22 protein-coding genes are annotated in these 23,697 nt (G+C 43.6%); 16 read left to right on the top strand and 6 right to left on the bottom strand.

What is annotated here, in order from left to right; translation table 11 throughout:
- Positions 1-29: 29 nt before the first annotated feature.
- Positions 30-215, bottom strand: coding sequence for a 2-hydroxymuconate tautomerase (locus ACYH0L_RS17285; RefSeq protein WP_003214939.1), 186 nt, complete (start codon positions 213-215; stop codon positions 30-32).
- A gap of 113 nt (positions 216-328) precedes the next feature.
- On the opposite strand from ACYH0L_RS17285, the gene ACYH0L_RS17280 reads away from it, so the two are divergent.
- Both ACYH0L_RS17280 and ACYH0L_RS17275 read left to right on the top strand, forming a co-directional pair.
- A complete protein-coding gene (locus ACYH0L_RS17280) occupies positions 329-985 on the top strand; it encodes a site-2 protease family protein (RefSeq protein WP_230030859.1) in 657 nt (218 codons plus the stop codon).
- A gap of 12 nt (positions 986-997) precedes the next feature.
- Positions 998-1,516: a YwhD family protein gene (locus ACYH0L_RS17275; protein ID WP_099726541.1), complete on the top strand. Its 519-nt coding sequence runs from the start codon at positions 998-1,000 to the stop codon at positions 1,514-1,516.
- 133 nt (positions 1,517-1,649) lie between these two features.
- Here ACYH0L_RS17275 and ACYH0L_RS17270 read toward each other — a convergent pair whose 3' ends face one another.
- On the bottom strand, positions 1,650-3,719 hold the full coding sequence (locus tag ACYH0L_RS17270) for a transglycosylase domain-containing protein (protein WP_230030599.1): 2,070 nt from the start codon (positions 3,717-3,719) through the stop codon (positions 1,650-1,652).
- Between the two features lie 226 nt (positions 3,720-3,945).
- On the opposite strand from ACYH0L_RS17270, the gene speE reads away from it, so the two are divergent.
- The 5 genes from speE to argS all read left to right on the top strand — a co-directional run bounded on the left by speE (position 3,946) and on the right by argS (position 8,363).
- Positions 3,946-4,776 (top strand): spermidine synthase, encoded by an 831-nt coding sequence (gene speE, locus ACYH0L_RS17265; RefSeq protein WP_099726539.1) that lies wholly within the window; start codon positions 3,946-3,948, stop codon positions 4,774-4,776.
- A 69-nt stretch (positions 4,777-4,845) separates the two neighbouring features.
- Positions 4,846-5,718, top strand: coding sequence for an agmatinase (speB, locus tag ACYH0L_RS17260; RefSeq protein ID WP_230030600.1), 873 nt, complete (start codon positions 4,846-4,848; stop codon positions 5,716-5,718).
- 79 nt (positions 5,719-5,797) lie between these two features.
- The gene (locus ACYH0L_RS17255; RefSeq protein WP_099726537.1) at positions 5,798-6,151 is read left to right on the top strand and encodes a hypothetical protein; all 354 of its coding nucleotides are present in this window, start codon (positions 5,798-5,800) and stop codon (positions 6,149-6,151) included.
- 119 nt (positions 6,152-6,270) lie between these two features.
- On the top strand, positions 6,271-6,693 hold the full coding sequence (locus ACYH0L_RS17250; protein WP_099726536.1) for a YwiB family protein: 423 nt from the start codon (positions 6,271-6,273) through the stop codon (positions 6,691-6,693).
- Positions 6,690-8,363 carry an arginine--tRNA ligase gene (argS, locus tag ACYH0L_RS17245; RefSeq protein WP_099726535.1) on the top strand — a complete coding sequence of 558 codons (1,674 nt, stop codon included), beginning with the start codon at positions 6,690-6,692 and terminating at the stop codon, positions 8,361-8,363. The genes ACYH0L_RS17250 and argS overlap by 4 nt, the downstream gene beginning before the upstream one ends.
- A gap of 405 nt (positions 8,364-8,768) precedes the next feature.
- On the opposite strand, the gene ACYH0L_RS17240 is transcribed toward argS, so the two are convergent.
- Positions 8,769-9,737 (bottom strand): S66 family peptidase, encoded by a 969-nt coding sequence (locus ACYH0L_RS17240; RefSeq protein WP_482354181.1) that lies wholly within the window; start codon positions 9,735-9,737, stop codon positions 8,769-8,771.
- Between the two features lie 157 nt (positions 9,738-9,894).
- On the opposite strand from ACYH0L_RS17240, the gene cls (ACYH0L_RS17235) reads away from it, so the two are divergent.
- The 3 genes from cls (ACYH0L_RS17235) (at position 9,895) to ACYH0L_RS17225 (ending at position 13,618) form a co-directional block, all read left to right on the top strand.
- On the top strand, positions 9,895-11,397 hold the full coding sequence (cls, locus tag ACYH0L_RS17235; protein ID WP_230030602.1) for a cardiolipin synthase: 1,503 nt from the start codon (positions 9,895-9,897) through the stop codon (positions 11,395-11,397).
- A 105-nt stretch (positions 11,398-11,502) separates the two neighbouring features.
- Positions 11,503-13,218 carry an ABC transporter ATP-binding protein gene (locus ACYH0L_RS17230; RefSeq protein ID WP_099726565.1) on the top strand — a complete coding sequence of 572 codons (1,716 nt, stop codon included), beginning with the start codon at positions 11,503-11,505 and terminating at the stop codon, positions 13,216-13,218.
- Between the two features lie 157 nt (positions 13,219-13,375).
- A complete protein-coding gene (locus tag ACYH0L_RS17225; protein ID WP_099726533.1) occupies positions 13,376-13,618 on the top strand; it encodes a hypothetical protein in 243 nt (80 codons plus the stop codon).
- Positions 13,619-13,894: 276 nt separating this feature from the next.
- Here ACYH0L_RS17225 and ACYH0L_RS17220 read toward each other — a convergent pair whose 3' ends face one another.
- The 3 genes from ACYH0L_RS17220 to cls (ACYH0L_RS17210) all read right to left on the bottom strand — a co-directional run bounded on the left by ACYH0L_RS17220 (position 13,895) and on the right by cls (ACYH0L_RS17210) (position 16,394).
- Positions 13,895-14,149, bottom strand: a complete 255-nt coding sequence (locus ACYH0L_RS17220) for a general stress protein (protein WP_099726532.1) — start codon at positions 14,147-14,149, stop codon at positions 13,895-13,897.
- A gap of 73 nt (positions 14,150-14,222) precedes the next feature.
- Entirely contained in the window at positions 14,223-15,185 is a 963-nt protein-coding gene (uvsE, locus tag ACYH0L_RS17215; RefSeq protein ID WP_249705369.1) for a UV DNA damage repair endonuclease UvsE, read from the bottom strand.
- Positions 15,186-15,197: 12 nt separating this feature from the next.
- On the bottom strand, positions 15,198-16,394 hold the full coding sequence (gene cls, locus ACYH0L_RS17210; RefSeq protein ID WP_249705368.1) for a cardiolipin synthase: 1,197 nt from the start codon (positions 16,392-16,394) through the stop codon (positions 15,198-15,200).
- A gap of 144 nt (positions 16,395-16,538) precedes the next feature.
- Between cls (ACYH0L_RS17210) and ACYH0L_RS17205 the strand changes: the two genes are divergently transcribed.
- From ACYH0L_RS17205 to ACYH0L_RS17180, 6 genes are all read left to right on the top strand, one after another.
- Entirely contained in the window at positions 16,539-18,650 is a 2,112-nt protein-coding gene (locus ACYH0L_RS17205; protein ID WP_249705367.1) for a heterodisulfide reductase-related iron-sulfur binding cluster, read from the top strand.
- Between the two features lie 102 nt (positions 18,651-18,752).
- On the top strand, positions 18,753-19,928 hold the full coding sequence (locus ACYH0L_RS17200) for an acetyl-CoA C-acetyltransferase (RefSeq protein WP_249705366.1): 1,176 nt from the start codon (positions 18,753-18,755) through the stop codon (positions 19,926-19,928).
- Positions 19,929-19,947: 19 nt separating this feature from the next.
- Positions 19,948-20,811 carry a 3-hydroxybutyryl-CoA dehydrogenase gene (locus tag ACYH0L_RS17195; RefSeq protein ID WP_249705365.1) on the top strand — a complete coding sequence of 288 codons (864 nt, stop codon included), beginning with the start codon at positions 19,948-19,950 and terminating at the stop codon, positions 20,809-20,811.
- Between the two features lie 11 nt (positions 20,812-20,822).
- Entirely contained in the window at positions 20,823-21,935 is a 1,113-nt protein-coding gene (locus ACYH0L_RS17190; RefSeq protein WP_249705364.1) for an acyl-CoA dehydrogenase family protein, read from the top strand.
- 16 nt (positions 21,936-21,951) lie between these two features.
- Positions 21,952-23,094: an acyl-CoA dehydrogenase gene (locus tag ACYH0L_RS17185; protein ID WP_099726525.1), complete on the top strand. Its 1,143-nt coding sequence runs from the start codon at positions 21,952-21,954 to the stop codon at positions 23,092-23,094.
- A 353-nt stretch (positions 23,095-23,447) separates the two neighbouring features.
- Entirely contained in the window at positions 23,448-23,636 is a 189-nt protein-coding gene (locus ACYH0L_RS17180) for a hypothetical protein (protein ID WP_075612068.1), read from the top strand.
- The last annotated feature ends 61 nt before the right edge of the window (positions 23,637-23,697 follow it).

Genomic DNA, 23,697 nt, shown 5'->3' with positions numbered 1-23,697 from the left:
ACACCTTATGTGCTTGTCCTTTTTTATGCTTACAGGTCGCTCATTCGCTTTCCTGCTACGGCATAGTGTTCTTTTTTCATTTCTTCAATAATGACAGAGACTTTTTCTGCACCTGCGCCTGTTGTTTCGACAACGGCATCAGTGACTTTCTCCACAAGAGCTCTTTTCTGCTCGTCTGTTCTTCCTTCAAGCATTTGAACGGTGACAATCGGCAATGCAAAAACCTCCTTTTTCCTTTAGTGCTACGCTTCCCTTTAGTTTAAGGGACTTCTTATAGTATACTGAATGAAGTAAATCATTGTATAGAAAGAAAGAGGGATTCATGCCTTTGAACCAATTTCTTGTTTATCCATTAGAACTTATTCCATATGTCGCCATTACGCTTGTCGTTGCATTCACGATGCACGAGCTGGCGCATGCATATGTTGCGTATCGTTTTGGAGACCCGACAGCTAAAAATCAAGGGAGACTCACGCTAAATCCACTAAAGCATCTCGATATATTCGGGACGATCTTGATCTTTGTGGCTGGGTTTGGCTGGGCGAGACCTGTACCGGTAAACCGGTACCATTTTAAGAACCCGCGTTTAGCAGGGATTTGTGTGTCGATCGCTGGACCTTTAAGCAACTTGATCTTAGCGTTTTTGGGCTTTTTTGTGTATGTGCTTCTTCAGAAATTCGGTGGAGAGTGGATCATGCGCTTTGAGCCGGGGGTCGATTATTTCTTCAAGATTTTTATTAACTTGAACGTCATTTTGTTCCTATTTAACTTGTTGCCGATCCCACCTCTAGACGGGTATCGCATTATTGAGGACGTCGTCAGTCCTGGCATCCGCGCGAAGATGACGCAATTTGAGCAATATGGGATTATCATTTTCCTCATATTGGTCATTACGCCGCTAGGTCAGTTTGTTTTTGGTCCGTTGATCAGTATGAGAGATCAAATTATTTACTGGTTTAATTTAATTTTGAAACCGCTGCTTTAGGAGGTCTAACAAATGGAAGGTAAAAAGAAGAAACCGATTGGTTTTAATATCATTAAAAAAACAGATGCAACTGACGGTCATGGAGGTTTTGGGGCAGGCGCCCTCAGTCTTGATAATATCTCGCCAGTCATCATTGATGTAGAGGAAAAGGAAGCTGTCATTGATATTGGTGCCATGCATGCAAGAAGTGCAGTAGAAAAAGGGATTAAATTTTTGAAAACAAAAGAAGAGGTACCAAACGGAAAGCCGTATTGGCTCGTATGGGTGACCATTGACCGCAGAGAAGATGGACCTTATTATGCAGGGGTGACGGCCTGTGAAATGACCGTCGACCGTTCGATTCGCCGCGGATATAAGTCACTTCCAGAGCATGTGAATTTTATGGATAAATCCATGAAGCGCAAAATTGTCGTCAATCATATGGATGACGTATCGAAAAAGGTGCTTGCTGATTTTTTGAAGAGTCATAATGAAGCATTATGGGAAGCATCCACAGATGAATTAAAAGAAGGATTGGCTGTCCCTGAGTAATTGTGAATTTTTTGTGAAGAATGGCTGAGGGCCACCAATTCCAGCCGTTTTTTGAGTAAACTGGTGTTAAAGCTAGGACATGGAGAATCCCGAGATGTGTATCTCGGGGTTTTTCATGTCTTTTTTGATTTCTTTACCGTTTCAGCCACTTTTCCCACCATTTCTTTGGCTTTTGATCCTGAACTGGGTCTTGCTCAGAGGATTTCTCCTCAGCACCATAGCAGACTCCTGTCGGCTCAGTTCCTTCTATAAAATAGGTAAATACCTTTGATTCACATCCTGGACCAGCAAGGTCGCCGGTTTTTGGATTGATATACACGCCTTTTACGCCGTCTGGCGGCTTAAAGGAGGAGGCTGGCTGCTGCATGAGGGCTGATTCCATAAAGGAGGCCCATATTTTTTTCGCATAGGCGGTTTCTTCGACCGAGTCAATGGTGCGCCCTTTATCATAGCCGGTCCACACACCTGTGACGAGCTGGGGTGAGAAGCCGATCATCCAGCTGTCTGCTCCTGTCGTCCCCGATTTTCCGCCATATGTTCGTGTGAGTTCCTTCATAATGGTACGTCCAGTGACACTTGTATATCCATTTAGTTGATCATTGAACATCCCTGACATCATGTCGGTGGTAACAAATGCTGCTTTTTCATCTAGGGCTTGCTCTCGTTTTTGTTTCTCCTCAAAGAGCACGTTGCCTTTTGCGTCTGTTACTTTCGTAATAAAGGTTGGCTTGACGCGTTTGCCGCCATTGACAAGCATAGCGTAAGCATTGGTCATTTCAATTGGTTTGACAGGAGACGTGCCTAGGGCAAGTGAGGGCACTTGATCTAGTTTCTCGTTGATACCAAATGTCTTACCTGCACGTACAAGCTGCTCCATGCCTAAAAACAGATGGGTTTTGACGGCATAAATATTATCAGACAGCGCCAGGGCTTGGAGCATCGTAATGCCGTCATTGGCGTAATAGCCGTGATAGTTACTTGGTGAATAAGCAGCACCGCTCCCTTGATCATCCAGCTCAAAAACCGTTTCCTCACTGCGCATGACAGTTGCTGGTGTAAAACCATTTTGCAAGGCAATGTAATAGAGAAGGGGTTTCATTGTTGAACCGGGCTGTCTTTTGGCCTGTGTCACTCGATTGAATGGGCTTTTCTCATAATCTCGTCCCCCAACGAGGGCAAGCACATGTCCTGTTTGGGGATGGATGGCGGTAAAGCCGACTTGGATGTCTGAATGAGAATTCATCGTTTTTTTCAGCGTCTTTTCAGCGATTTTTTGTAACTCTGGATGTAAGGTCGTTTGTATATGAAGTCCATAGGTTTCGATCTGTTCCTCAGTTAACCCCAAGGTTTGTTTCAATTCTCTAATCACATCATCATAAAAATACGGGGCTTGCTTTGCTTGCAGCTGCTTCTGCTGCAGCGGACGATAGGACAGCTTTTCTTTTGCGGCATCAGCGGCTGCTTTTTTTGAAATCATGCCATCCTCTTGCATCTGACTTAGAATCATGGCTTTTCTTGCCTCGGCTTTCTCCTCATTCACATAAGGAGAATAGAGGGAAGGTCCCTTTGGGATACCAGCAAGCAGGGCAGATTCGGATAGGGTCAAGTCCTTCGCCTTTTTCCCGAAATAAAGGCGGGACGCCGCCTCCACACCGTACGCTCCGTGACCATAATAAATGGTGTTCAAGTATCCTTCTAAAATCTCATCTTTTGTATAGTTTTGCTCTAAGCGGATCGTGTAATAGGCTTCATTCCACTTCCGCTTCCACGTTTTATCATGATCTAAATAAAGATTTCGTGCATATTGCTGGGTGATTGTGCTGGCACCTTGCACCTTTGCCATCGCACGAATATCGGCCACCGCAGCTCCCGCCATCCGTTTTATATCAAAGCCATGATGCTCATAAAAGGTTTTATCCTCAACAGCTACAACTGCCTGTCTGATATGAGGGGACATGTCCTTTAACGGGACCCAATATCTCTTTTCTCCAAAGCTGGATTCTCCAAGTTTTGAGCCATCTGCTGCATAAATGGTCGTGGATTGGGGAACTTGAACAGAAGGGGCACCTTGCCACTTTGCAAGTAAAAGAATCGTCAAAAAGACAGTGCCTGCAAATAGAAAGGCGAGCAAGCCAATAAAAAAGCAGGCTCGAATCGTTTTCACGGTCATGCGGATTTTTTTATTACTCATGATTGTGTCCATGCAAAGCCCCCATTTTGACGGTTTTTTATCAGTATGGAACAAAGAAAACCGTTTTAAACAAGTGATTGCATGAGTGTGCCTTGAAAGGTGAAGATATCGCATGCGGTTCTTTACAATTTGATATGAATCCACTATACTTTTTTCTTGGACAATCGATATAGTCATAGCCGATAAAAGGCGCTAACAATAGATGTTTGTTTATTATTGGATGAGAGGAAGATGGACAATGAGCGAACTTTGGTATACAGAGAAGCAAACGAAGAATTTTGGCATTACATTAAAGGTGAAGAAAACCCTTCACACAGAACAAACAGACTTTCAGCATTTAGAAATGGTGGAAACAGAAGAGTTTGGCAATATGCTGTTTTTAGACGGCATGGTGATGACATCTGAGAAAGATGAGTTTGTATACCACGAAATGGTGGCACATGTTCCTCTTTTCACTCATCCAAACCCGGAAAATGTTCTTGTCGTAGGCGGAGGAGACGGCGGTGTGATTCGTGAAATCCTCAAACACCCAAGTGTGAAAAAGGCTACGCTTGTTGATATTGACGGCAAGGTGATCGAATACTCGAAGAAATTCCTTCCTTCCATTGCTGGGAAACTAGACGATCCTCGTGTGGATGTCAAAGTGGGAGACGGCTTTATGCACATTGCGGAAGCTGACAACGAGTATGACGTCATCATGGTGGACTCAACTGAGCCAGTTGGGCCAGCTGTGAACCTGTTCTCTAAAGGATTTTACGCAGGAATTTCAAAAGCACTCAAAGAAGACGGTATTTTCGTTGCACAAACGGACAACCCTTGGTTCACACCAGAGTTGATTACAAATGTACAGCGTGATGTAAAGGAAATTTTCCCGATCACAAAGCTTTACACAGCGAATATCCCAACGTATCCAAGCGGTCTTTGGACATTTACAATCGGTTCTAAGAAATATGATCCACTTGCTGTGGAAGACAGCCGCTTCTTTGATATTGAAACAAAATATTACACAAAAGAATTGCACAAAGCGGCATTCGTTCTGCCGAAATTTGTGAGCGACTTAATGAAATAAATCATGCGAAATGGAAATGCGCAAATGACGGTTTGCGCATTTTTTGAAGCGTAAAAGGAGGAATCTTGCATGAGATTCGACGAGGCTTATTCAGGAAAAGTATTTATTGGAAGTCATCCGACATGGGAAGATGCAAAAGTCATTTTATACGGTATGCCGATGGATTGGACAGTCAGTTACCGCCCAGGCTCACGTTTTGGTCCGAACCGTATTCGTGAAGTATCTATTGGTTTAGAAGAATACAGCCCTTATTTAGATCGTGAGCTGCACGAGGTGCCATTCTTTGATGCTGGTGACATTCCACTTCCTTTTGGGAACGCACAAAAAAGCTTAGATTTAATTGAAGAGTATGTCGACAGCATTTTAGAAAAAGACAAATTTCCATTAGGAATGGGCGGAGAGCATCTTGTGTCTTGGCCGGTTTTCCGTGCAATGCATAAAAAATATCCAGATTTGGCGATCATCCATATGGATGCACATACGGATCTTCGTGAGGAATATGAGGGAGAGCCGCTCTCTCATTCCACACCCATTCGTAAAGCAGCAGGACTCATTGGACCTGAAAATGTGTTCTCTTTCGGGATCCGTTCTGGGATGAAAGAAGAGTTTGAATGGGCAAAAGAAGCGGGCATGCACATGTCTAAATTTGAAGTGCTGGAGCCCTTGAAGCAAGTATTGCCAAGGCTGAAGGGACGCCCAGTTTATGTCACGATCGACATTGATGTACTAGACCCAGCACATGCACCTGGTACAGGAACGGTTGATGCTGGCGGCATTACGTCAAAAGAGCTGCTTGCATCCATTCATGCGATTGCAGGCTCTGATGTCCAAGTAGTCGGTGCAGACCTTGTCGAGGTAGCACCTGTATATGATCACTCTGACCAAACAGCGAATACAGCGAGCAAGCTTTTACGCGAAATGCTGCTTGGGTTTGTGAAATAAACATTTTAATAGAGGAGCTTGTCATCTCATGTGGACAAGCTCTTTTTTTACATTGGGAAAAAAATAAAGGAGGCAGCTCATGGTTTCTTCTATATTGATGGTGTTACTCGCTGTATGTGTGTTAGCGGCAGGCTTTTTCACATTGAAACGAGAGCTCGCATCTGAGCCGCCAGTTTTCGCTTCGAAAAAAGAGGCAAAGGAAGAGATGGTTGGTCTGTTTCAGGATCGAGGATTTTTCTATCTCACTTGCATTGCGTTATTCATGCAGGTGGTATGTAAGCAAGCACATATCGTTCCATTTGATTTTTTCCAGGCATTTTTGGCAAGTTCAGGCATACAAGCTCTTTTTTATTTAATAAATCGAAAAGACTTGGGATTAAAGGCTGGACTCGTTATATTTGGTCAATTTCATTTTTCTCTTTTGCTAAAGTGATTTTAGAAGATCAAAAACGAAGTTTAATCCTAGTGAAGAAGAGAAATGATGGTATGATAGGCGATCGTGAATATGGTATACTATTTTAGTTAAACGGGTCTTAGCAAAGGAAGTGCAAAATGACACAAAACCAAATTTCAATTCATGTAAAGTCAGTGATGAAACCAGAGACGGAACCGGCTGAAACGATCGAATTCCGGACAACTGGAACGTACCAAGAGAAGAATGACAAAACGTATCTCACTTACCATGAAGAACATGAAATGGGTCAAGTAAAAACCGTTGTGAAAATGAGTGATAAAGAAATTTTTGTCATGAGATCAGGTGCCATTCAAATGAAGCAGCGCTTTCTCATTGGAGAAACGACCGTCACACATTACACGATGCCATTCGGTACACTTCAGCTCGATGTTCACACACATGGCATTGATCTCGATGTGGACAAGGGACTGCTGCACATTACGTACGATATGCTCACAGGTGAAGATCAAAAGCATTTACATACATTATCGATTTCGTATAAGGAGGATTTACGTTCATGAATATCGCAGAACAGGTCAAAGATGCTTTAAAAGAAGAAATCATTGCGGCAGTCGTCAAAGCAGGACTTGCTGATGAAAGCCAGGTGCCTGATGTCCTTTTGGAAGAGCCAAAAGAGAAAACGCACGGTGATTACTCCACCAACATGGCGATGCAGCTTGCCCGCATTGCGAAAAAAGCACCTCGTCAAATCGCAGAAGACATTGTCAATGCGTTTGACAAAGGGAAAGCGTCTATTGAAAAACTGGATATCGCAGGTCCAGGATTCATTAACTTTTATATGAACAATCAGTATTTAACAAAGCTCATCCCATCGGTCCTTGAGGCAAAAGAGGCATACGGCGAAACGAATACAGGCGGCGGCCAGAAGGTACAAGTCGAATTCGTTTCAGCAAACCCAACAGGTGATCTTCACCTTGGACATGCCCGCGGAGCAGCTGTAGGTGATTCTCTTTGCAACATCCTTGATAAAGCAGGGTTCGACGTGAGCCGTGAATACTATATCAACGATGCAGGGAATCAAATCAATAACCTCGCTTTATCTGTAGAAGTACGTTACTTTGAGGCGCTCGGTCTTGAAAAAGAAATGCCAGAGGACGGCTACAGAGGAGAAGACATCAAAGGCATTGGTCAAAAGCTTGCTGATGAATTTGGTGACCGTTTCGTGCACGAGCCAGAAGAAGAGCGCATGAAGTTCTTCCGTGAGTACGGATTAAAATACGAATTAGAAAAATTACGTGTAGACCTGGAGAATTTCCGTGTCCCATTTGATGTATGGTATTCTGAAACATCTTTATATGAAAACGGCAAAATTGAACCAGCGCTAGAAACGCTTCGTGAAAAAGGCTATATCTTTGAAGCAGACGGCGCGACATGGCTGCGTTCAACTGATTTTGGCGATGACAAGGACCGTGTACTGATTAAAAAAGACGGCAGCTTCACGTACTTGCTTCCAGATATCGCATATCATAAGGACAAACTGGATAGAGGCTTTGATCAGCTCATTAACATTTGGGGAGCAGACCATCATGGCTATATCCCTCGAATGAAAGCGGCCATCCAAGCCCTTGGATATCCAGCGGACAAGCTTGAAGTAGAAATCATTCAGCTTGTTCACCTATACAAAAACGGTGAAAAGATGAAGATGAGTAAGCGTACAGGAAAAGCAGTCACAATGCGTGATCTGATTGAAGAAGTAGGCTTAGATGCCACTCGTTATTTCTTTGCGATGAGAAGTGCGGCGACACATATGGACTTTGACCTAGACTTAGCGATTTCTACGTCGAACGAAAACCCTGTGTATTATGCACAATATGCGCATGCGAGAATTTGCAGTATGCTGCGTCAAGGGGAAGAAAAAGGCTATGAGCCGAACCTTGAAAAAGCAGACTTCTCTCATATCCAATCGGAAAAAGAATACGATCTTTTGAAAATCATCGGCAGCTTCCCAGAAGTCGTAGCAGAAGCCGCTGAAAAACGTATTCCGCACCGTGTGACGAACTATATTTATGACCTTGCATCAGCCCTTCACAGCTTCTACAATGCAGAGAAGGTCATTGATGTAGAAAACGAAACAAAAACGATAGCACGTCTATCACTCATGAAAGCAACACAAATTACGCTAGCCAACGCATTCAAACTAATTGGCGTATCTGCACCGGAAAAGATGTAATGCATAAAAGTCCCGCTCTACTTTAGAAGCGGGGCTTTTTATATGAAAAACCCGCTATCTTCTAAAGAAAGCGGGTTTTGAAAATTAACCAAGCGTATTAATAATGTTAGAAATAGAATCAAATAATTGGTTAAGTACATCAGAGAACATTGAGCGTAACCTCCTTCCAAAAAGCATTTAGTCTGTGTGCAAAATTGGATTAACCAAGCGTATTAATAATGTTAGAAATAGAATCGAATAGCTGGCTGAGAACATCTGAAAACATGTTTTTGCCTCCTCTCTTTTCGTTGTGACATCTACTTAACGAGGGGGATGAAGGTTTGGATCACTTTTTCTAAAAAAATGTTGAAATAGATCATGGAATAGGAAAAAGCACCTCGTTTTCGGGTGCTTTTTTGGCTTTATTTATGAATGAATGCGCAGCTTCACGTCTCCGTCTTTGCACGATAGCTGGGCGTTTCCGCCAATCGGTAAGGTGAATACAGGCTGTGTATGTCCTATATCTACATCATAGATCACCGGGATGTGTTTGAGCATTGGATGCTTGTCTAGGATGAACCTCAAATGTTCCTCTGTCATCTGAGATTTCTTTTGAAAGCGTCCGATGATCAGCCCTTTGATTGATCCTGCATGCTGTAAGATGGAGGTGAGGTCTCTGGCAAACATTTCAGGAAACACCAAGTCATCATCCTCAACAAATAAGATCGTATCCTTTACTTTCGGCATATACGAGGTCCCTTGCAGTAAGTTCAGTGTACAAAGGTTTCCGCCATACAAGGTGCCTTCAGCTGTTCCTTCGTGATATATTCCCCATTTCGTCGGATGAAACTGCCTGTTCGCTTGGTCAAGATACCACGCATCATCACTCCATTTTGTAGAAGGAGTAAGATCAAATGGCTCGCCGCTCATCACGCAGGCTTGAAACATGACTGTCTGCTCCTCTTGTCCCTGCTCCATTTGAAAGCTGGAGAAATGAGGGCCTGAGTATGTCACCATATCACATTTTGTGGTAATGGCGTTGGCGATTGCTGTGATATCACTGTAGCCGCAAAGGACTTTGGGATGCTGACGGATCAAGTCGTAATCAATATAAGGCAAAAGCTCATTGCAGTTGAAACCGCCGATTGCAGTCAAAATGCCGTCGACTTCATCATTTGAGAACGCCTCATGTAGATCAGATACGCGGTGTTCAATGGATGATGAGGAATGAAGATCACATTCAAACACGTGTTTTCCAAAAGAGACAGTAAACCCTAAAGTCTCTAAACGTTTTTTGGCTTGAGACATTCCTTCTTCTGATAAGATGCCAGCACTTCGGCTTGGGGCGATGACCCGAATATGGTCGCCTTTTTTTAAAGGAGATGGTGTATGCATAAACAAATCTTCCTTTCCTTCACATATTTCTCCATTATATCGGATCAAATGGCTCCAGTCTGTAAAAGCTAGAAGAAAGCAGTGGACCGTGCGTTTCATACAAGCTGTGCAAAGGGTATGGAAGAGAAAAAGACAGAAACGAATGAGGGCGGAGAATGTGAAAAAGAGGAGACTGGAATTTTTATTTTTATATTTCATGATATTCGGGGCATATGTGGTGTATTGGTGGCCGGTGCCAGCATGGAGCATCCAGCTTTACGCAGCGATTTATGTCGCCATTATTTTATTTAGTATCGTCTCGCTGATGCTAGAGAATCGGACATCACAGCACACATTGTTATGGATATATGTGCTGATCTTTTTCCCGATCATTGGCTATATGTTTTATTTATTCTCGGGGCAGCTTTACGTAAAAGGTCATTTGTTCAAATCGAAGAGAATGTATAACCGTGAAAAATTACGCAGAATATCAGAGCTTGAGAGCAAGCCGGATGAAACACGTTTAACCGAGAATCAGCGTACTTTTTTTCATTACACAGAAAAAGCGACAGGAATGCATGTGAATACAAATAGTGATATGGACATTTTAAAGAATGGAGAGGAAACCTTTCCGCGGATTTTTGAAGAGTTGAAAAAGGCAAAAACGTTCATTCATATTGAATATTACATGTTTAAATCTGATTTCCTTGGTCACCAAATGATGGACATTCTCATTGAAAAAGTGAAAGAAGGGGTAGAGGTTCGCTTTATCTATGATGCGGCGGGCAGCATTCGCTTCTCCCGAAAAGATATTAAACGATTAAAGCAGGCAGGTGTAAACATCGCTCCCTTTCTGCCTTTAAAATATGGATTCTTTAATCAAAAATTCAATTTCCGAAATCACCGGAAAATCGTGATTATTGATGGGGAAACGGGATTTGTCGGCGGGTTAAATGTCGGGAAAGAATATGTAGGGCGGGATGAAAGCATCGGCTTTTGGCGTGATACGCATGCGATGTTAAAGGGTGAAGCTGTTCAAACCCTGCACTCCGTTTTCATGCTGGACTGGGAGTATGTATCAGATGAAGTGTTAATTGATGATCCGAAGTATCATACGCCGCACCCTGTGACAGGAGAGGATGTCATTCAGGTTGTACCAACTGGACCTGATATGAAGGAAAGTATGAGTGATTTATATGATGCACTCATTTCAAATGCGAAACAATTTGTCTGGATTGCTACACCGTATTTTGTGCCAAATGAGTCGATCCGCACAGCGTTAAAAATCGCTGCCACTAGAGGGGTGGATGTGCGTGTGATGGTACCGGAGACAAATGACGGCTTTCTCACACAATACGCCACACGCTCCTATTTTGCTGAGCTTCTGAAAGAGGGTATCAAGGTGTATCATTATCAAAAAGGCTTCATGCATCAAAAGGTCATGATCGCAGATGGAGAACTTGCCTCTGTCGGTACCGCCAATGTGGATATGAGAAGCTTTCAGCTCAATTTTGAGGTCAATGTCTTTACAGCCGCGAAGAAGCCAATCGAGCAATTGATGACCCATTATGAGGAAGATATGAAGGAATGTGAGCAAATGGGACCCGTTCATTTTTATAAAAGAGGCTTAAAAGAGCGTTTGAAGGAATCGTTTGCCCGGTTGTTTTCAGGTGTGCTGTGAGGCTTACCAATGGAAGAAATCATTTCCTCATCTAGTATTTTCATGAGGATTCCTCTATAATTGAAAATGATTATCAATTATAGAGGAAATGAGGTTCTTTTACATATGCTAAAACGCTTTTTCGCCTATTACAGGCCCTATCGAGGTCTGTTCTTTTTAGATTTCTTTTGTGCTGTCGCAGTTGGATTAATGGAACTAGGGTTTCCGCTCATCGTGAACTACTTCATTGATACATTATTGCCGTCAGGGAACTGGACGGTCATTGGCTGGACCGCACTTGCTCTTTTTGTCATTTATGCACTCAGCTCGGTGATGCAATTTATTGTGTCGTACTGGGGGCACATGCTGGGCATCAATATTGAAACAGATATGAGGAAGAAGCTATTTGATCACTTTCAGCGTCTGTCATTTAAATTCTTTGATAACAACAAAACGGGTAAGCTCATGTCACGGATGACCAACGACCTCATGTACATTGGAGAGGTGGCGCATCATGGGCCTGAAGATTTGTTTATTGCGATTATAACGATTCTTGGCGCCTTTGCTGTCATGCTGATGATTAACTGGCAGCTTGCCATTTTAACCTTCCTGATCATGCCTGTCATCATCTGGCTTGCGCTTTATTTTAATAAGAAGATGACAAAGGCCATTACACAGCTGAACAATGATATTGGAGACTTTCATGCAAGGGTTGAAAACAACATCGGCGGCATCCGTCTTGTTCAAGCCTTTGCGAATGAACATTTTGAGAAAAAACGCTTTGCTGAAAACAACAACCGTTTTCGAAAAGCGAAGCTTCTTTCTTATAAAATCATGTCGGTCAATGGATCGATTAGTTATATTTTAACTCGGCTTGTGACGCTGTTTGTCCTTCTGGCAGGTACATGGTTTGTCCTGCAAGGTCAATTGAGTGCAGGTGGATTTATCGCCTTTGTTCTGATCACAAACGTTTTATTTAGACCGATAGATAAAATCAACACGGTGATTGAAATGTATCCAAAAGGAATTGCCGGTTTTAAAAGCTATGTCGATTTACTTGAAACAGAGCCGGATGTGAAGGATACAGAAGGAGCACGTGATGTGTTCGGACTGCAAGGTGAAATTGAATATCGAAACGTGACGTTTGGCTACGATGAGCACAGTCAAGTGTTGAAGGATATCAATTTGAAGATCAAGCAAGGAGAAACCGTTGCATTTGTAGGGCCTTCAGGAGCAGGAAAATCGACCATTTGCAGTTTGCTGCCTCGTTTTTATGATGTGGATGAAGGTGAGATCACGATTGATGGAGTGAGCACGAAATCCATGACCTTGTCTTCTTTAAGACAGCAGATCGGCATTGTGCAGCAGGATGTCTTTTTATTCTCAGGCACCATTCGTGAAAACATTGCGTACGGCAATCTAGAAGCGAGTGATGCAGAGATTTGGGAGGCCGTACGACGTGCACATTTAGAGGAACTCGTTCAGCGTTTCCCAGAAGGGTTAAATACCGTCATTGGCGAACGTGGCGTCAAACTGTCAGGCGGTCAAAAGCAGCGCTTGTCGATTGCACGGATGTTCCTAAAAAATCCTTCCATTCTTATTTTAGATGAAGCGACGTCAGCACTTGATACAGAAACAGAAAAAGCGATACAGGATGCTCTGAGCGAACTGGCTGCCGGCCGGACAACACTTGTCATCGCTCACCGGCTTGCGACGATTAAACACGCAGACCGTATCATCGTCGTGACGGAGGAAGGCATCCAAGAACAAGGCCGCCACCAAGACTTAATCCAAATGGGCGGCGTATACAGCAGACTGCATGAAGCGCAGTTTGGTCATTAAGAAGGAAGTCCTTAATGAGTCCAGCTATTGAGTTGGACTCATTTTTGACGTAAGATACAAAAGGAATATTAAGGAATTTTTAATCGATATTTCATTCACCATTTAAATGGAATTTTGTTATACTTTAAGGCAATTAGATTCAAAAGGAGAGGGTTGTTTGAGTGAAACGGCAAAAACAGTCATGATGAAAAGCGTTCACTACGTGACTCTTATTGGTTTATTTATTTTGATGATTCCAGCTGGAATCAATCCAGTGTTTTTTTATATTGGTATTATTTTGTTTGGCATAAACACTGGAGTAAACGTAATAGGCAGTTCTCTAAGTAAAAAAAATATATCTACGACGTTGACTATTTGTTTTGCTCTCATATCATTTGGATTTTTTAAGCTATTTTTTTGAAGACTCTCACTATAGCGCACTTTATATTTTACTTTGAAGGAAGCATCAGTGATAAACGATCCAGTAGCCCTTTTGAAAAAGGGCTCAGCGTGTAGACAAACCCTCGCATTCTTTGTCAGTCCTGCGTGCCAGTGCTCACGAATGTCAAATTCGCTCCGCTCCAGTGCTCGTCCTTCCTAGACTTCAAAGGTTTTCTATCACGCTGAAAAGAAGACAAATGGCTAAAATAAAGATCATTTTAGCCATTTGTCAACAATCTGACTAGGCTGCTCTTTTTCATGAAACCTTCTCTTTTTCAAATGGTTGAAGGAGGTCTTGTGCCTGTTTTCCTTCTACAACAATTAAGTAGTCTGATTCTAAATGAGTGAGCCTGAAGGTTTCAAGCTCTACGATGTTTTTAATGTTGCACATTGTCTTTTTAGAATACACATATAAACGATGCTGAGCCTGATGGCACTTTTCATATAGAGACATAAGCTTATGTAAATTCAATGCTTTCGCAGCGATTCGGATTGAATAGATTTGAGACATCTTCATATCCTCCTGTTAATTACTTTCTCACAATAGCTTTGTTACCCCTGTTTGCACAGGGATAAACCTTTCTCTATGATTTCCACTCGATGGTTCCTCCGCCCGTTCGCCGATTCCCTCTAATCGCAGACAGCTCTTCGACAAGGCGGAGCAGGGCTTGATCCTTTAGCTTCGCCTCAATCATAAAATCTGCATCGCGCCCATAAGGCTTTAATGCTTGAAAAAGCGGTAAGACAAAGGACATATCCACTCCATCCGCATGGCTGCGTATCGCCTTTTCTGATTTTGGTGAGGACAAATGGATTTTAGGCGGAATGCCAGTGTTGGTCCAAGTGTCGAACATTCTTGGCAGGATGTCATCAAGCGCGGCATCGTCATCTTTGTTGGCCACATGATGATGGTAATCAAAAACAAACGGAATGTCGTGCTTTTCGCATACATCGAGTGTTTCTAACGACGTATACGTTTTGTCATCATTCTCAAGAGTCGTTCTCGCCTTAATATGAGCTGGGAGCTGTTTTATATTTTCATCAAAGCGGTGAAGAGCCGATGCCTTATCTCCATATGCACCGCCTACATGAATATTCATATAGCCTTCCTTTTCGAGCGTCATCGCCTCAAGCATCTGATAATGATACGACATATCGATCACGGCATTCTCTGTGATCGAAGGCTTTGGGCTTGTAAACAAGGTAAATTGATTGGGGTGAAAGCTCACGCGTAACCCGTGCCGTTTGACCAACTCGCCAATCTCAAGAAACTCCTTACGAAAGGGTGTCACAAAATCCCAGCGAACATCAGGATGGGTTGCCAGCGGAACAATCGAGCTGGAAAAACGGTAAAGCGGAATATCATGAGCAATCGCAAAATAAAGCGTTCTTAACGTATTGACGAGATTGGCCTTCGTAGTTCGCAGTAAAGCCTCTTCTCTTTCTTCCTTTGAGAGCTTGCTGTATCTTGCAAAAGTCAGCGACTTGGCAGGAGAAGCTTCCCACAGGGTGACGGCATTGGAAACATAACCAAATCGATAACGCATATGTCATCTCCTTTATAAAAAATACGAGAACATGGCGCCTACCCACTCAAGCGGCCGTGTGAAAAGTGGGCGCTGTTTAAATTTCTCTTCTGTCATGAGCTCAGACACTTCAATGTGTTCACGAATCTTTTCCTCCACGTGTGCAGTAAAGACTTCATCATCAATGGCGACATCTACTTCCTCGTTTAAAAACAAGCTCCGCTTATCAAAATTCGCCGTACTGATGATGCACCGACTGTGATCAATGAGAATCGCTTTCGAATGATAAAACCCTTTATAAAAACGATACACAAGGCAGCCAGAGGCAATCAGATCCTTCAAATAATAAAATCCAGCTTCTTTCACAAGAGGATGATCAGCCTTCATTGGGATGATGATTTCGACAGTGACGCCTCGCTTCCGCGCCTCAAGCAAGGCCTTGAGAAGAGGGGCTGATGGAATAAAATAAGGCGTACAGATGGTGATCTGCTGTCTAGCCTGCTGAATATCATAGAGAAATAAAGCTTCTAAAGAAAAGCCAGCAGTCGCACGTGTAGTGCATTGTAATGTTCCCGGTTCCAATGCAGGGAAAACCTCGTATTGCAGCTGATGTATGCCTGATGATCGGTACAAATCATTGAGGAACACATGCTGGAGGTCTGCGACAACCTGTCCTGTCATTCGCAGGTGATAGTCCTTCCAAATGCCAAATTTGCCGTTTTTCCCTACATATTCATCGCCGATATTAAACCCGCCAATATAGCCAATCCTCCCATCAATCACCGTAATCTTGCGGTGATTTCTCATGTTTAAACGATAAATCAAAAAAGGAAAACGAGGTTTATTTAAAAAATAAAATTGAATGCCGCTTTTTTTGAGCATGTCGATCGACTTTTGATCAAATGGATAGGAGCCTAATCGATCGGTGAGCAAAATGACCGAAATCCCTTGTTCCGCTTTGGCTTTTAGTGCTTGTAAGATCCTTTGCCCAATCTTGTCGTTCTTTACAATAAAGAACATCATATGAATAGAAGAAGAGGCCTGCTGAATATCAGTGAGCAGCTGATCAAAAATTGGTTCGCCATCATGATAAAAGACTGCATCGCCACTTGTCTGGTCAAAAGTCCGTTCGAAAGCATGGGTAGAAAAATATTTCTTTGCCATATAAAGGTCCAAAATCACGAGTAGTACGATTATGATGAGTACGAGTAGGATGATCAATGCGATCATGAAGGTTCCTCCTTTTTTTGCATATTTCAATAGTGTACCCAAACGTGTAAAAAATATTGACTGAATACTCATTCATTATTTATGATAGAGGTACAACATGGAAACGGAACAAAGTGGGTTGTGGGGAATGAAAGGGGGAGCAAGATGAATAGCCTTTTAATGATGAACTTGATCGCATTTGCGGCGGTGACCGCTTACGCTGTGTATTTGTTTATTTATCTCATTCGAACACGAGCGGCGTATATTCGTCTTGGTAAAAAAGAAGAGTTTCAACAGGACATGAAGAAGCGTTTAGAGCGTGTATGGGTCAATGTGTTTGGGCAAAAGAAGCTGTTAAAGGATAAGAAGAGCGGCATCATTCATGTGCTGTTTTTCTATGGATTTATTCTTGTTCAGTTCGGAGCCCTTGATTTTATTATGAAGGGACTTGTCCCAGATAGCGGGCTCCCGTTAGGTCCGCTGTACGGCGTCTTTACGTTCTTCCAAGAAGTCGTCACACTTCTGATTTTAGTGGCGGTTGTTTGGGCTTTCCATAGAAGATATGTGGAGAAGCTTGTCCGTTTAAAAAGAGGCTTTAAATCAGGTCTTGTGCTGCTGTTTATTGGCGGCTTGATGCTGACAGTATTATTAGGGAACGGCATGAACATCATCTGGCATGGACACGCCCTATCACCAACTGAGCCAATTGCTTCGGGCATTGCTTTCTTGCTTGGCGGGCTCTCGCCTCTTGCGGCAACAATTGTTTTTTATGTCGCATGGTGGATGCATCTTCTCATTTTACTGACGTTCTTAGTGTACGTTCCACAGTCTAAGCATGCTCATCTGATTGCAGGACCGGTGAATGTATTTGTCAGCAGATTGGACCCGCCAGGCAAGCTGCAAAAAATTGATTTTGAAGATGAGACACAAGAGACCTTCGGTGTTGGGAAAATTGAAGATTTCCGTCAGTCTCAGCTGATCGATCTTTACGCCTGTGTGGAATGTGGGCGCTGTACAAATATGTGCCCGGCAACAGGGACAGGGAAGATGCTTTCTCCAATGGACTTGATTTTAAGGTTAAGGGATCATTTAACAAATAAAGGGGCTGCTATTACATCAAAGACACCGTGGGTCCCGCAGCTTGCCTTCAAGCAGACAACTGCGAATCAGCTGGCGATGCAAGCGAGAGGAGCTGGAGCGGAAGAATCAGCTGCCAGCACCATGTATCATCCATCTCTCATTGGTGAGGTCATTACAGAAGAAGAAATCTGGGCATGTACGACTTGCCGAAACTGTGAAGATCAATGCCCTGTCATGAATGAACACGTCGACAAAATTATTGATATGCGCAGATATCTTGTACTGACAGAAGGAAAAATGGATGCAGATGCACAGCGTGCCATGACAAGCATTGAGCGTCAAGGAAACCCATGGGGATTGAACCGGAAAGAAAGAGAAAATTGGCGTGAACTTAGAGAAGATGTGCATGTGCCGACAGTGAAAGAGCTGAAAAAAGCAGATCAGACCTTTGATTATTTATTCTGGGTTGGTTCAATGGGAGCATATGACAATAGAAGTCAAAAGATTGCGCTTGCCTTTGCAAAACTGCTCAATGAAGCAGGTATCTCCTTTGCCATCCTAGGCAATAAAGAGAAGAACTCAGGCGATACACCAAGAAGACTCGGGAACGAATTTTTGTTCCAAGAGCTTGCCACAAAGAACATCGAAGAATTTCAGAAAAACGGCGTGACAAAGATCGTCACGATTGATCCACACGCCTACAATTTATTTAAAAATGAATACCCAGACTTCGGGCTTGAGGCAGACGTATACCATCATACAGAATTACTGGCAGAGCTAGTGAAAGAAGGGAAAATAACACCTGTACATGAAGTGAACGAGGTGATTACCTTCCACGATTCTTGCTACCTGGGCAGATATAACGAGGTGTATGACCCGCCAAGAGACATTTTAAAAGCCATTCCTGGTGTGACGCTGAAAGAAATGGAGCGCAATCGTGAAACCGGTATGTGCTGCGGTGCAGGCGGAGGCTTAATGTGGATGGAAGAAGAGACAGGTACTCGGATTAACACAGCACGAACGGAGCAGGCCTTACAGGTGCAGCCATCCATCATCAGCTCAGGATGTCCTTATTGTTTAACCATGCTGGGAGACGGAACAAAAGCGAAAGAAGTAGAGGAGCAGGTTGGCACATTTGACGTCGCAGAACTTCTTGAAAAATCAGTGTTTGGCGAGGCTAAAACGCAGGCTTCGTAAGAGTGGCAGGCCGATGAATATGATGTTCATCGGCCTAAGCATGGCGCTGTTCATCAGCTGCCTGGACGATATGTAAGCGGTAACAAACAGGAGGGGAAATACATGAGCACGACAGTCATTGTATCTGGAGCGAGAACATCATTTGGAAAACTGGGCGGATCTTTAAGTGGTTTAACTGCCGCAGAATTAGGTGGAATGGCGATCAAGGCTGCGCTGGAAAGAGCCTCAAGTTCTCATGAGGTGGATGAGGTCATCATGGGAAGTGTTCTTCAAGGAGGACAAGGTCAGATCCCTTCTAGGCAAGCAGCTAGATATGCTGATCTTCCATGGTCGGTTCCGACGCAAACCATCAATAAAGTCTGTGCTTCTGGAATGCGCAGTGTCAGCACAGCAGATCAAATCATTCGAGCAGGTGATGCGGAGGTCATCGTGGCGGGCGGTATGGAATCCATGTCTCATGCCCCTTATCTTCTAAAAAAAGCGCGATGGGGCTACAAAATGGGAGATGGAGCGGTACAAGATGCGATGATTTTAGATGGATTAACCTGTTCGTTTACAGGTGTTCATATGGGCGGGTATGGAAGCATGGCAGCGAAGGAGCTCGGCATCACGCGAGAAGAGCAGGACCTTTGGGCGCTAAGAAGCCATGAACGAGCCATTGAAGCTCAAAAAAACGGCTTTTTTATAAATGAAATCACCCCAGTCACCGTCAAGACGAAAAAAGGGGATCGGCTGATCACAGAAGATGAATCCCCGCGGCGTGATACGTCATATGAAAGGTTATCAAAGCTCATGCCGGTTTTTGATCAGACCGGTACCATCACTGCTGGGAACGCACCAGGTGTCAATGACGGAGCAAGTGCGCTTCTTCTAATGAAAGACACATATGCTAAGCAGCATGGCGAAAAGCCAATGGCTGTCGTGCTTGGACATACACAGGTAGCAGTAGAGGCAAAGGACTTTCCAAAAACACCAGCCTTTGCGATCGAAAAAATGTTACAGAAAACAGGAATGCGTGTAGAGGATATCGATTTGTTTGAAATCAATGAGGCTTTTTCAGCAGTGGCTCTGGCTTGCGAAAAAATACTCGGGCTGGATCGGCGGAAAATGAATATCAATGGAGGAGCAGTCGCGCTCGGTCACCCGATTGGGGCAAGCGGAACACGTATCATACTGACCTTGATTCATGCACTCAGACAAAGAGGCGGCGGCATTGGCATCGCGGCGATTTGCAGTGGGGGCGGTCAAGGAGATGCCATCATGATCAAGGTGGATTAAAAGGGAGGCGTTTATTGTCATGCGTACAGAAGAGACCGTCATGGTCGTCGGGGCTGGTCAAATGGGATCAGGCATTGCCCAAGTATTTGCTCAGTCAGGCTACACAGTCCTGCTCCATGATGCACAAGAAGAGCAGATTCATCGAGCGATTTCCTCCATGACCAAACAACTGACGAAACGAGCGGAAAAAGGAAAGCTGGCACATCAGGCAGTCCGTGATATTACGCAGCGGCTTGCCATCTCAACAGATTTAAAGGACGTACAGCAGGCTCATTTGGTAGTTGAAGCGGCATCTGAACAAATGAGTGTTAAGAAGCAAATCTTTAAAACCCTCGATCAATTTGCAGAGGTGAAGACGATATTTGCGACAAATACGTCTTCCTTGTCGATCACAGAATTAGCAGCCGTTACGACAAGGCCAGAGCAGGTCATTGGCATGCATTTTATGAATCCGGTTCCTGTCATGAAACTGGTTGAGGTCATCCGTGCCCTGCAAACGAATGACGAAACGTATCAACTCGTTTTTGAAACAGCGAAGAAATTAAACAAGACCCCAATTGAAGTGGAAGACTTCCCGGGGTTTGTCTCAAATCGTATATTGATGCCGATGATCAATGAAGCGATTTATACCCTTTATGAAGGCGTGGCAGATGCAGAAAGCATTGACAGCGTCATGACACTTGGAATGAATCACCCAATGGGTCCGCTTCGTCTCGCTGATTTAATCGGACTGGATACATGTTTATTTATTATGAATACCCTTCACGAGGGTCTTGGAGATAGCAAATATCGACCTTGTCCTCTTTTGAAAAAATACGTAAGCGCAGGCTGGCTTGGCAGAAAGACAAAGAGAGGTTTTTACACATACCACGACCACTCATAGGGGGAGTCAAGATGGATGTTATGCTAACGGAAAAACAGCGTCTCTGGAGAGAACAAGTAGCATCATTTGCACGCCAGCATGTATTCCCTGAAGTAGAAGCCATGGAACAAGGCCAGTTTCCAAGCACACTTTTAGCTGAGATGGGACGGCAAGGCTTTCTAGGGCTTCCGATACCAGCTGCGTATCAAGGATTAGGGGCAGATTTTACAACGTATATCATCGCGATTCATGAATTATCGAAAGTGAGTGCAACCATCGGTGTCATTGTGTCCGTTCATACATCTGTTGTGACGATGCCTATTTTGGCTTTTGGTACGACCGAGCAAAAAAAATCCTATGTTCCGCTGCTTGCGTCTGGGCAGAAGCTGGGCGCCTTTTGCCTGACTGAACCAACAGCTGGCTCAGATGCTTCTAGTATTCAGCTTAGAGCAGAGCGGATAGACGACCACTATGAGTTAAATGGAACGAAAATTTTTATCACAAGCGGCGGGGAAGCAGAACTGTATCTTGTATTTGCAGTGACAGACCCTGCCTCTGCTAAAAAAAATATATCGGCGTTCATTGTCGAAAAAGATACGCCGGGGTTTACGATCGGAAAAGATGAGAAGAAAATGGGGCTGCACGGGTCAAAAACAGTGACGCTTCATTTTGATGGCGTGCGAATTCCGAAGGCGCAGCTGCTCGGTGCAGAAGGTGAGGGCTTCCGATTGGCCATGTCTAGCTTAAATGCGGGGAGAATTGGTATCGCGGCCCAAAGCCTTGGTATTGCAGAAGCCGCATTAACGGAGGCAGTGACTTATTTAAAGCAGCATCCAGCCGGTCTTGAAACGACCATTCGGCTAGGCGATTTAGCGGCGAAGCTTGAAGCGGCCAAGCTGCTCGTCTATCAAGCAGCTTCTTATAAAGAGGCAAACCGCCCGGTCACAAAGGAAGCGTCGATGGCGAAGTTATTTGCTTCAAAAACGGCGGTTGAGATCAGTACAGAAGCGATCCATTTGCTAGGCATGGACGGTTATACCAATCGATATCACACAGAACGCTATTTTCGTGATGCGAAAATTTGTGAAATCTATGAAGGAACAAGTGAAATTCAAAGGCTGGTCATTTGTAAACAGCTAATATGAAATGAGGTGGCTCATGATGCAGTTCCAATTAAGTGACGAACATGAAATGATACAAAAAATGGTGAGAGATTTTGCGAGAAATGAAGTGGAGCCAACAGCAGCAGAGCGAGATGAGACAGAAACCTATGATCCAGCTATTTTTCGCCAAATGGCGGAGCTCGGTTTAACGGGTATCCCATGGCCAGAAGAGGTAGGCGGGATCGGGAGTGACTATTTAGCCTACGTCATTGCAGTTGAGGAGCTTTCAAGAGTGTGCGCCTCTACAGGCGTTACCCTGTCTGCCCATACATCTCTCGCCTCATGGCCTATCTTTACTTTCGGAACAGCTGAACAAAAGGAGACCTATTTAAAGCCGCTTGCAGAGGGACAGAAGATAGGAGCATACGCTCTCACTGAAAACGGCTCCGGTTCTGATGCCGGCGGAATGAAGACAACAGCAGTGAAAGCGGGTAGTGAATACGTCCTGAATGGTGCGAAAATCTTTATAACAAATGGAGGCATCGCAGATTATTATATTGTGTTTGCCGTGACAGACCAAGAAGCTGCATCTCGAAATACAACCGCCTTTATTGTAGAAAAAGAGACACCTGGCTTCTCGATAGGTAAAAAAGAAAGCAAGCTGGGCATACGCTCATCGCCAACAACTGAAATCATCTTTGAAGATTGTCGCATTCATGAAAGGAACCGGCTCGGCAAAGAAGGAGAAGGGTTTAAAATAGCCATGATGACGCTCGATGGCGGCAGAAACGGCATTGCTGCACAGGCTGTTGGGATCGCCCAAGGCGCTCTTGATGCGGCGGTCAATTATGCAAAGGAGCGCAAGCAATTTGGAAAACCAATCATTCAGCAGCAAGGGATCGCTTTTAAGCTAGCCGATATGGCGACAGCGATCGAGGCGTCGAGACTGCTCACGTACCAGGCAGCATGGCTTGAAACGAAAGGGCTTCCGTATGGAAAGGAATCAGCCATGTCCAAGCTCTTTGCGGGTGATACAGCCATGAAGGTGACGACAGAAGCGGTTCAAATCTTCGGCGGATACGGCTATACAAAGGATTACCCAGTCGAACGATACATGCGTGATGCGAAAATCACTCAAATTTACGAAGGAACACAGGAAATCCAGCGGCTGGTCATTTCGCGGAAACTGCTAGATATGTAGAAAAAAGCAAAGACCACCTGAACGTGAGGTGGTCTGTTTTGGTGCGGTTCAATCAGCTTTAAAATTTTAAATCAGTAGCAAAATCTAAAGGTTTTTTAGTGGTGGAAAAAGGATTTTGTCAGCAGTATAACAGCTTTAACTTAATAGTGAACTGTCACCTATGATGTAGAGAGTATTGATACATATGAACTGGCAACAAACTTACTAAAGTATTAGACGATAATAAAGAAATAGGTAAATATGCATTAAAGGTAATAGTTAATTTCTCCTTAATTTAAGATAATTTCCAGTATAGATCCATCTTATCATGGGATTATGTTAAAATTGAAGAAATATGAATATGGGAGGTTATTATGAACGCTGCTACCACCTTAGGAATCGTAACCATGGTTATATGGATTCTGGTATCCGTAGAACTTTCGAAGACTTCAAAAAAAGACAATGATCAAAAAGAAAATAGTAATAGAAAATTAATTGTATTAATGTTTGCGGGAATTGTATTGACCATAGCTGTAGTAATCTCATTATTTCAGAAACTTTAGATTAAGATAGAGTATAAAAGTGTATAGCTATAAAGTTTTCATCAATTAATTTTTAAGCAGA

The sequence above is a fragment of the Bacillus sp. MC1252 genome (genome assembly GCF_056838025.1).
The sequence above is the reverse complement of the archived record's forward strand: the minus strand, read 5'-3'. Positions and strand labels throughout refer to the sequence as shown.

What these genes read in the sequence shown, in the direction of transcription:
- speB (WP_230030600.1), top strand. Translation starts at nt 4,846, where the DNA reads ATGAGATTCGACGAGGCTTATTCAGGAAAAGTATTTATTGGAAGTCAT.
- speE (WP_099726539.1), top strand. Translation starts at nt 3,946, where the DNA reads ATGAGCGAACTTTGGTATACAGAGAAGCAAACGAAGAATTTTGGCATT.
- ACYH0L_RS17255 (WP_099726537.1), top strand. Translation starts at nt 5,798, where the DNA reads ATGGTTTCTTCTATATTGATGGTGTTACTCGCTGTATGTGTGTTAGCG.
- ACYH0L_RS17180 (WP_075612068.1), top strand. Translation starts at nt 23,448, where the DNA reads ATGAACGCTGCTACCACCTTAGGAATCGTAACCATGGTTATATGGATT.
- ACYH0L_RS17185 (WP_099726525.1), top strand. Translation starts at nt 21,952, where the DNA reads ATGCAGTTCCAATTAAGTGACGAACATGAAATGATACAAAAAATGGTG.
- ACYH0L_RS17200 (WP_249705366.1), top strand. Translation starts at nt 18,753, where the DNA reads ATGAGCACGACAGTCATTGTATCTGGAGCGAGAACATCATTTGGAAAA.
- ACYH0L_RS17220 (WP_099726532.1), bottom strand. Translation starts at nt 14,149, where the DNA reads ATGTCTCAAATCTATTCAATCCGAATCGCTGCGAAAGCATTGAATTTA.
- ACYH0L_RS17190 (WP_249705364.1), top strand. Translation starts at nt 20,823, where the DNA reads ATGGATGTTATGCTAACGGAAAAACAGCGTCTCTGGAGAGAACAAGTA.
- ACYH0L_RS17205 (WP_249705367.1), top strand. Translation starts at nt 16,539, where the DNA reads ATGAATAGCCTTTTAATGATGAACTTGATCGCATTTGCGGCGGTGACC.
- cls (WP_249705368.1), bottom strand. Translation starts at nt 16,394, where the DNA reads ATGATCGCATTGATCATCCTACTCGTACTCATCATAATCGTACTACTC.
- ACYH0L_RS17275 (WP_099726541.1), top strand. Translation starts at nt 998, where the DNA reads ATGGAAGGTAAAAAGAAGAAACCGATTGGTTTTAATATCATTAAAAAA.
- ACYH0L_RS17270 (WP_230030599.1), bottom strand. Translation starts at nt 3,719, where the DNA reads ATGGACACAATCATGAGTAATAAAAAAATCCGCATGACCGTGAAAACG.
- uvsE (WP_249705369.1), bottom strand. Translation starts at nt 15,185, where the DNA reads ATGCGTTATCGATTTGGTTATGTTTCCAATGCCGTCACCCTGTGGGAA.
- ACYH0L_RS17250 (WP_099726536.1), top strand. Translation starts at nt 6,271, where the DNA reads ATGACACAAAACCAAATTTCAATTCATGTAAAGTCAGTGATGAAACCA.
- ACYH0L_RS17195 (WP_249705365.1), top strand. Translation starts at nt 19,948, where the DNA reads ATGCGTACAGAAGAGACCGTCATGGTCGTCGGGGCTGGTCAAATGGGA.
- ACYH0L_RS17240 (WP_482354181.1), bottom strand. Translation starts at nt 9,737, where the DNA reads ATGCATACACCATCTCCTTTAAAAAAAGGCGACCATATTCGGGTCATC.
- ACYH0L_RS17230 (WP_099726565.1), top strand. Translation starts at nt 11,503, where the DNA reads ATGCTAAAACGCTTTTTCGCCTATTACAGGCCCTATCGAGGTCTGTTC.
- argS (WP_099726535.1), top strand. Translation starts at nt 6,690, where the DNA reads ATGAATATCGCAGAACAGGTCAAAGATGCTTTAAAAGAAGAAATCATT.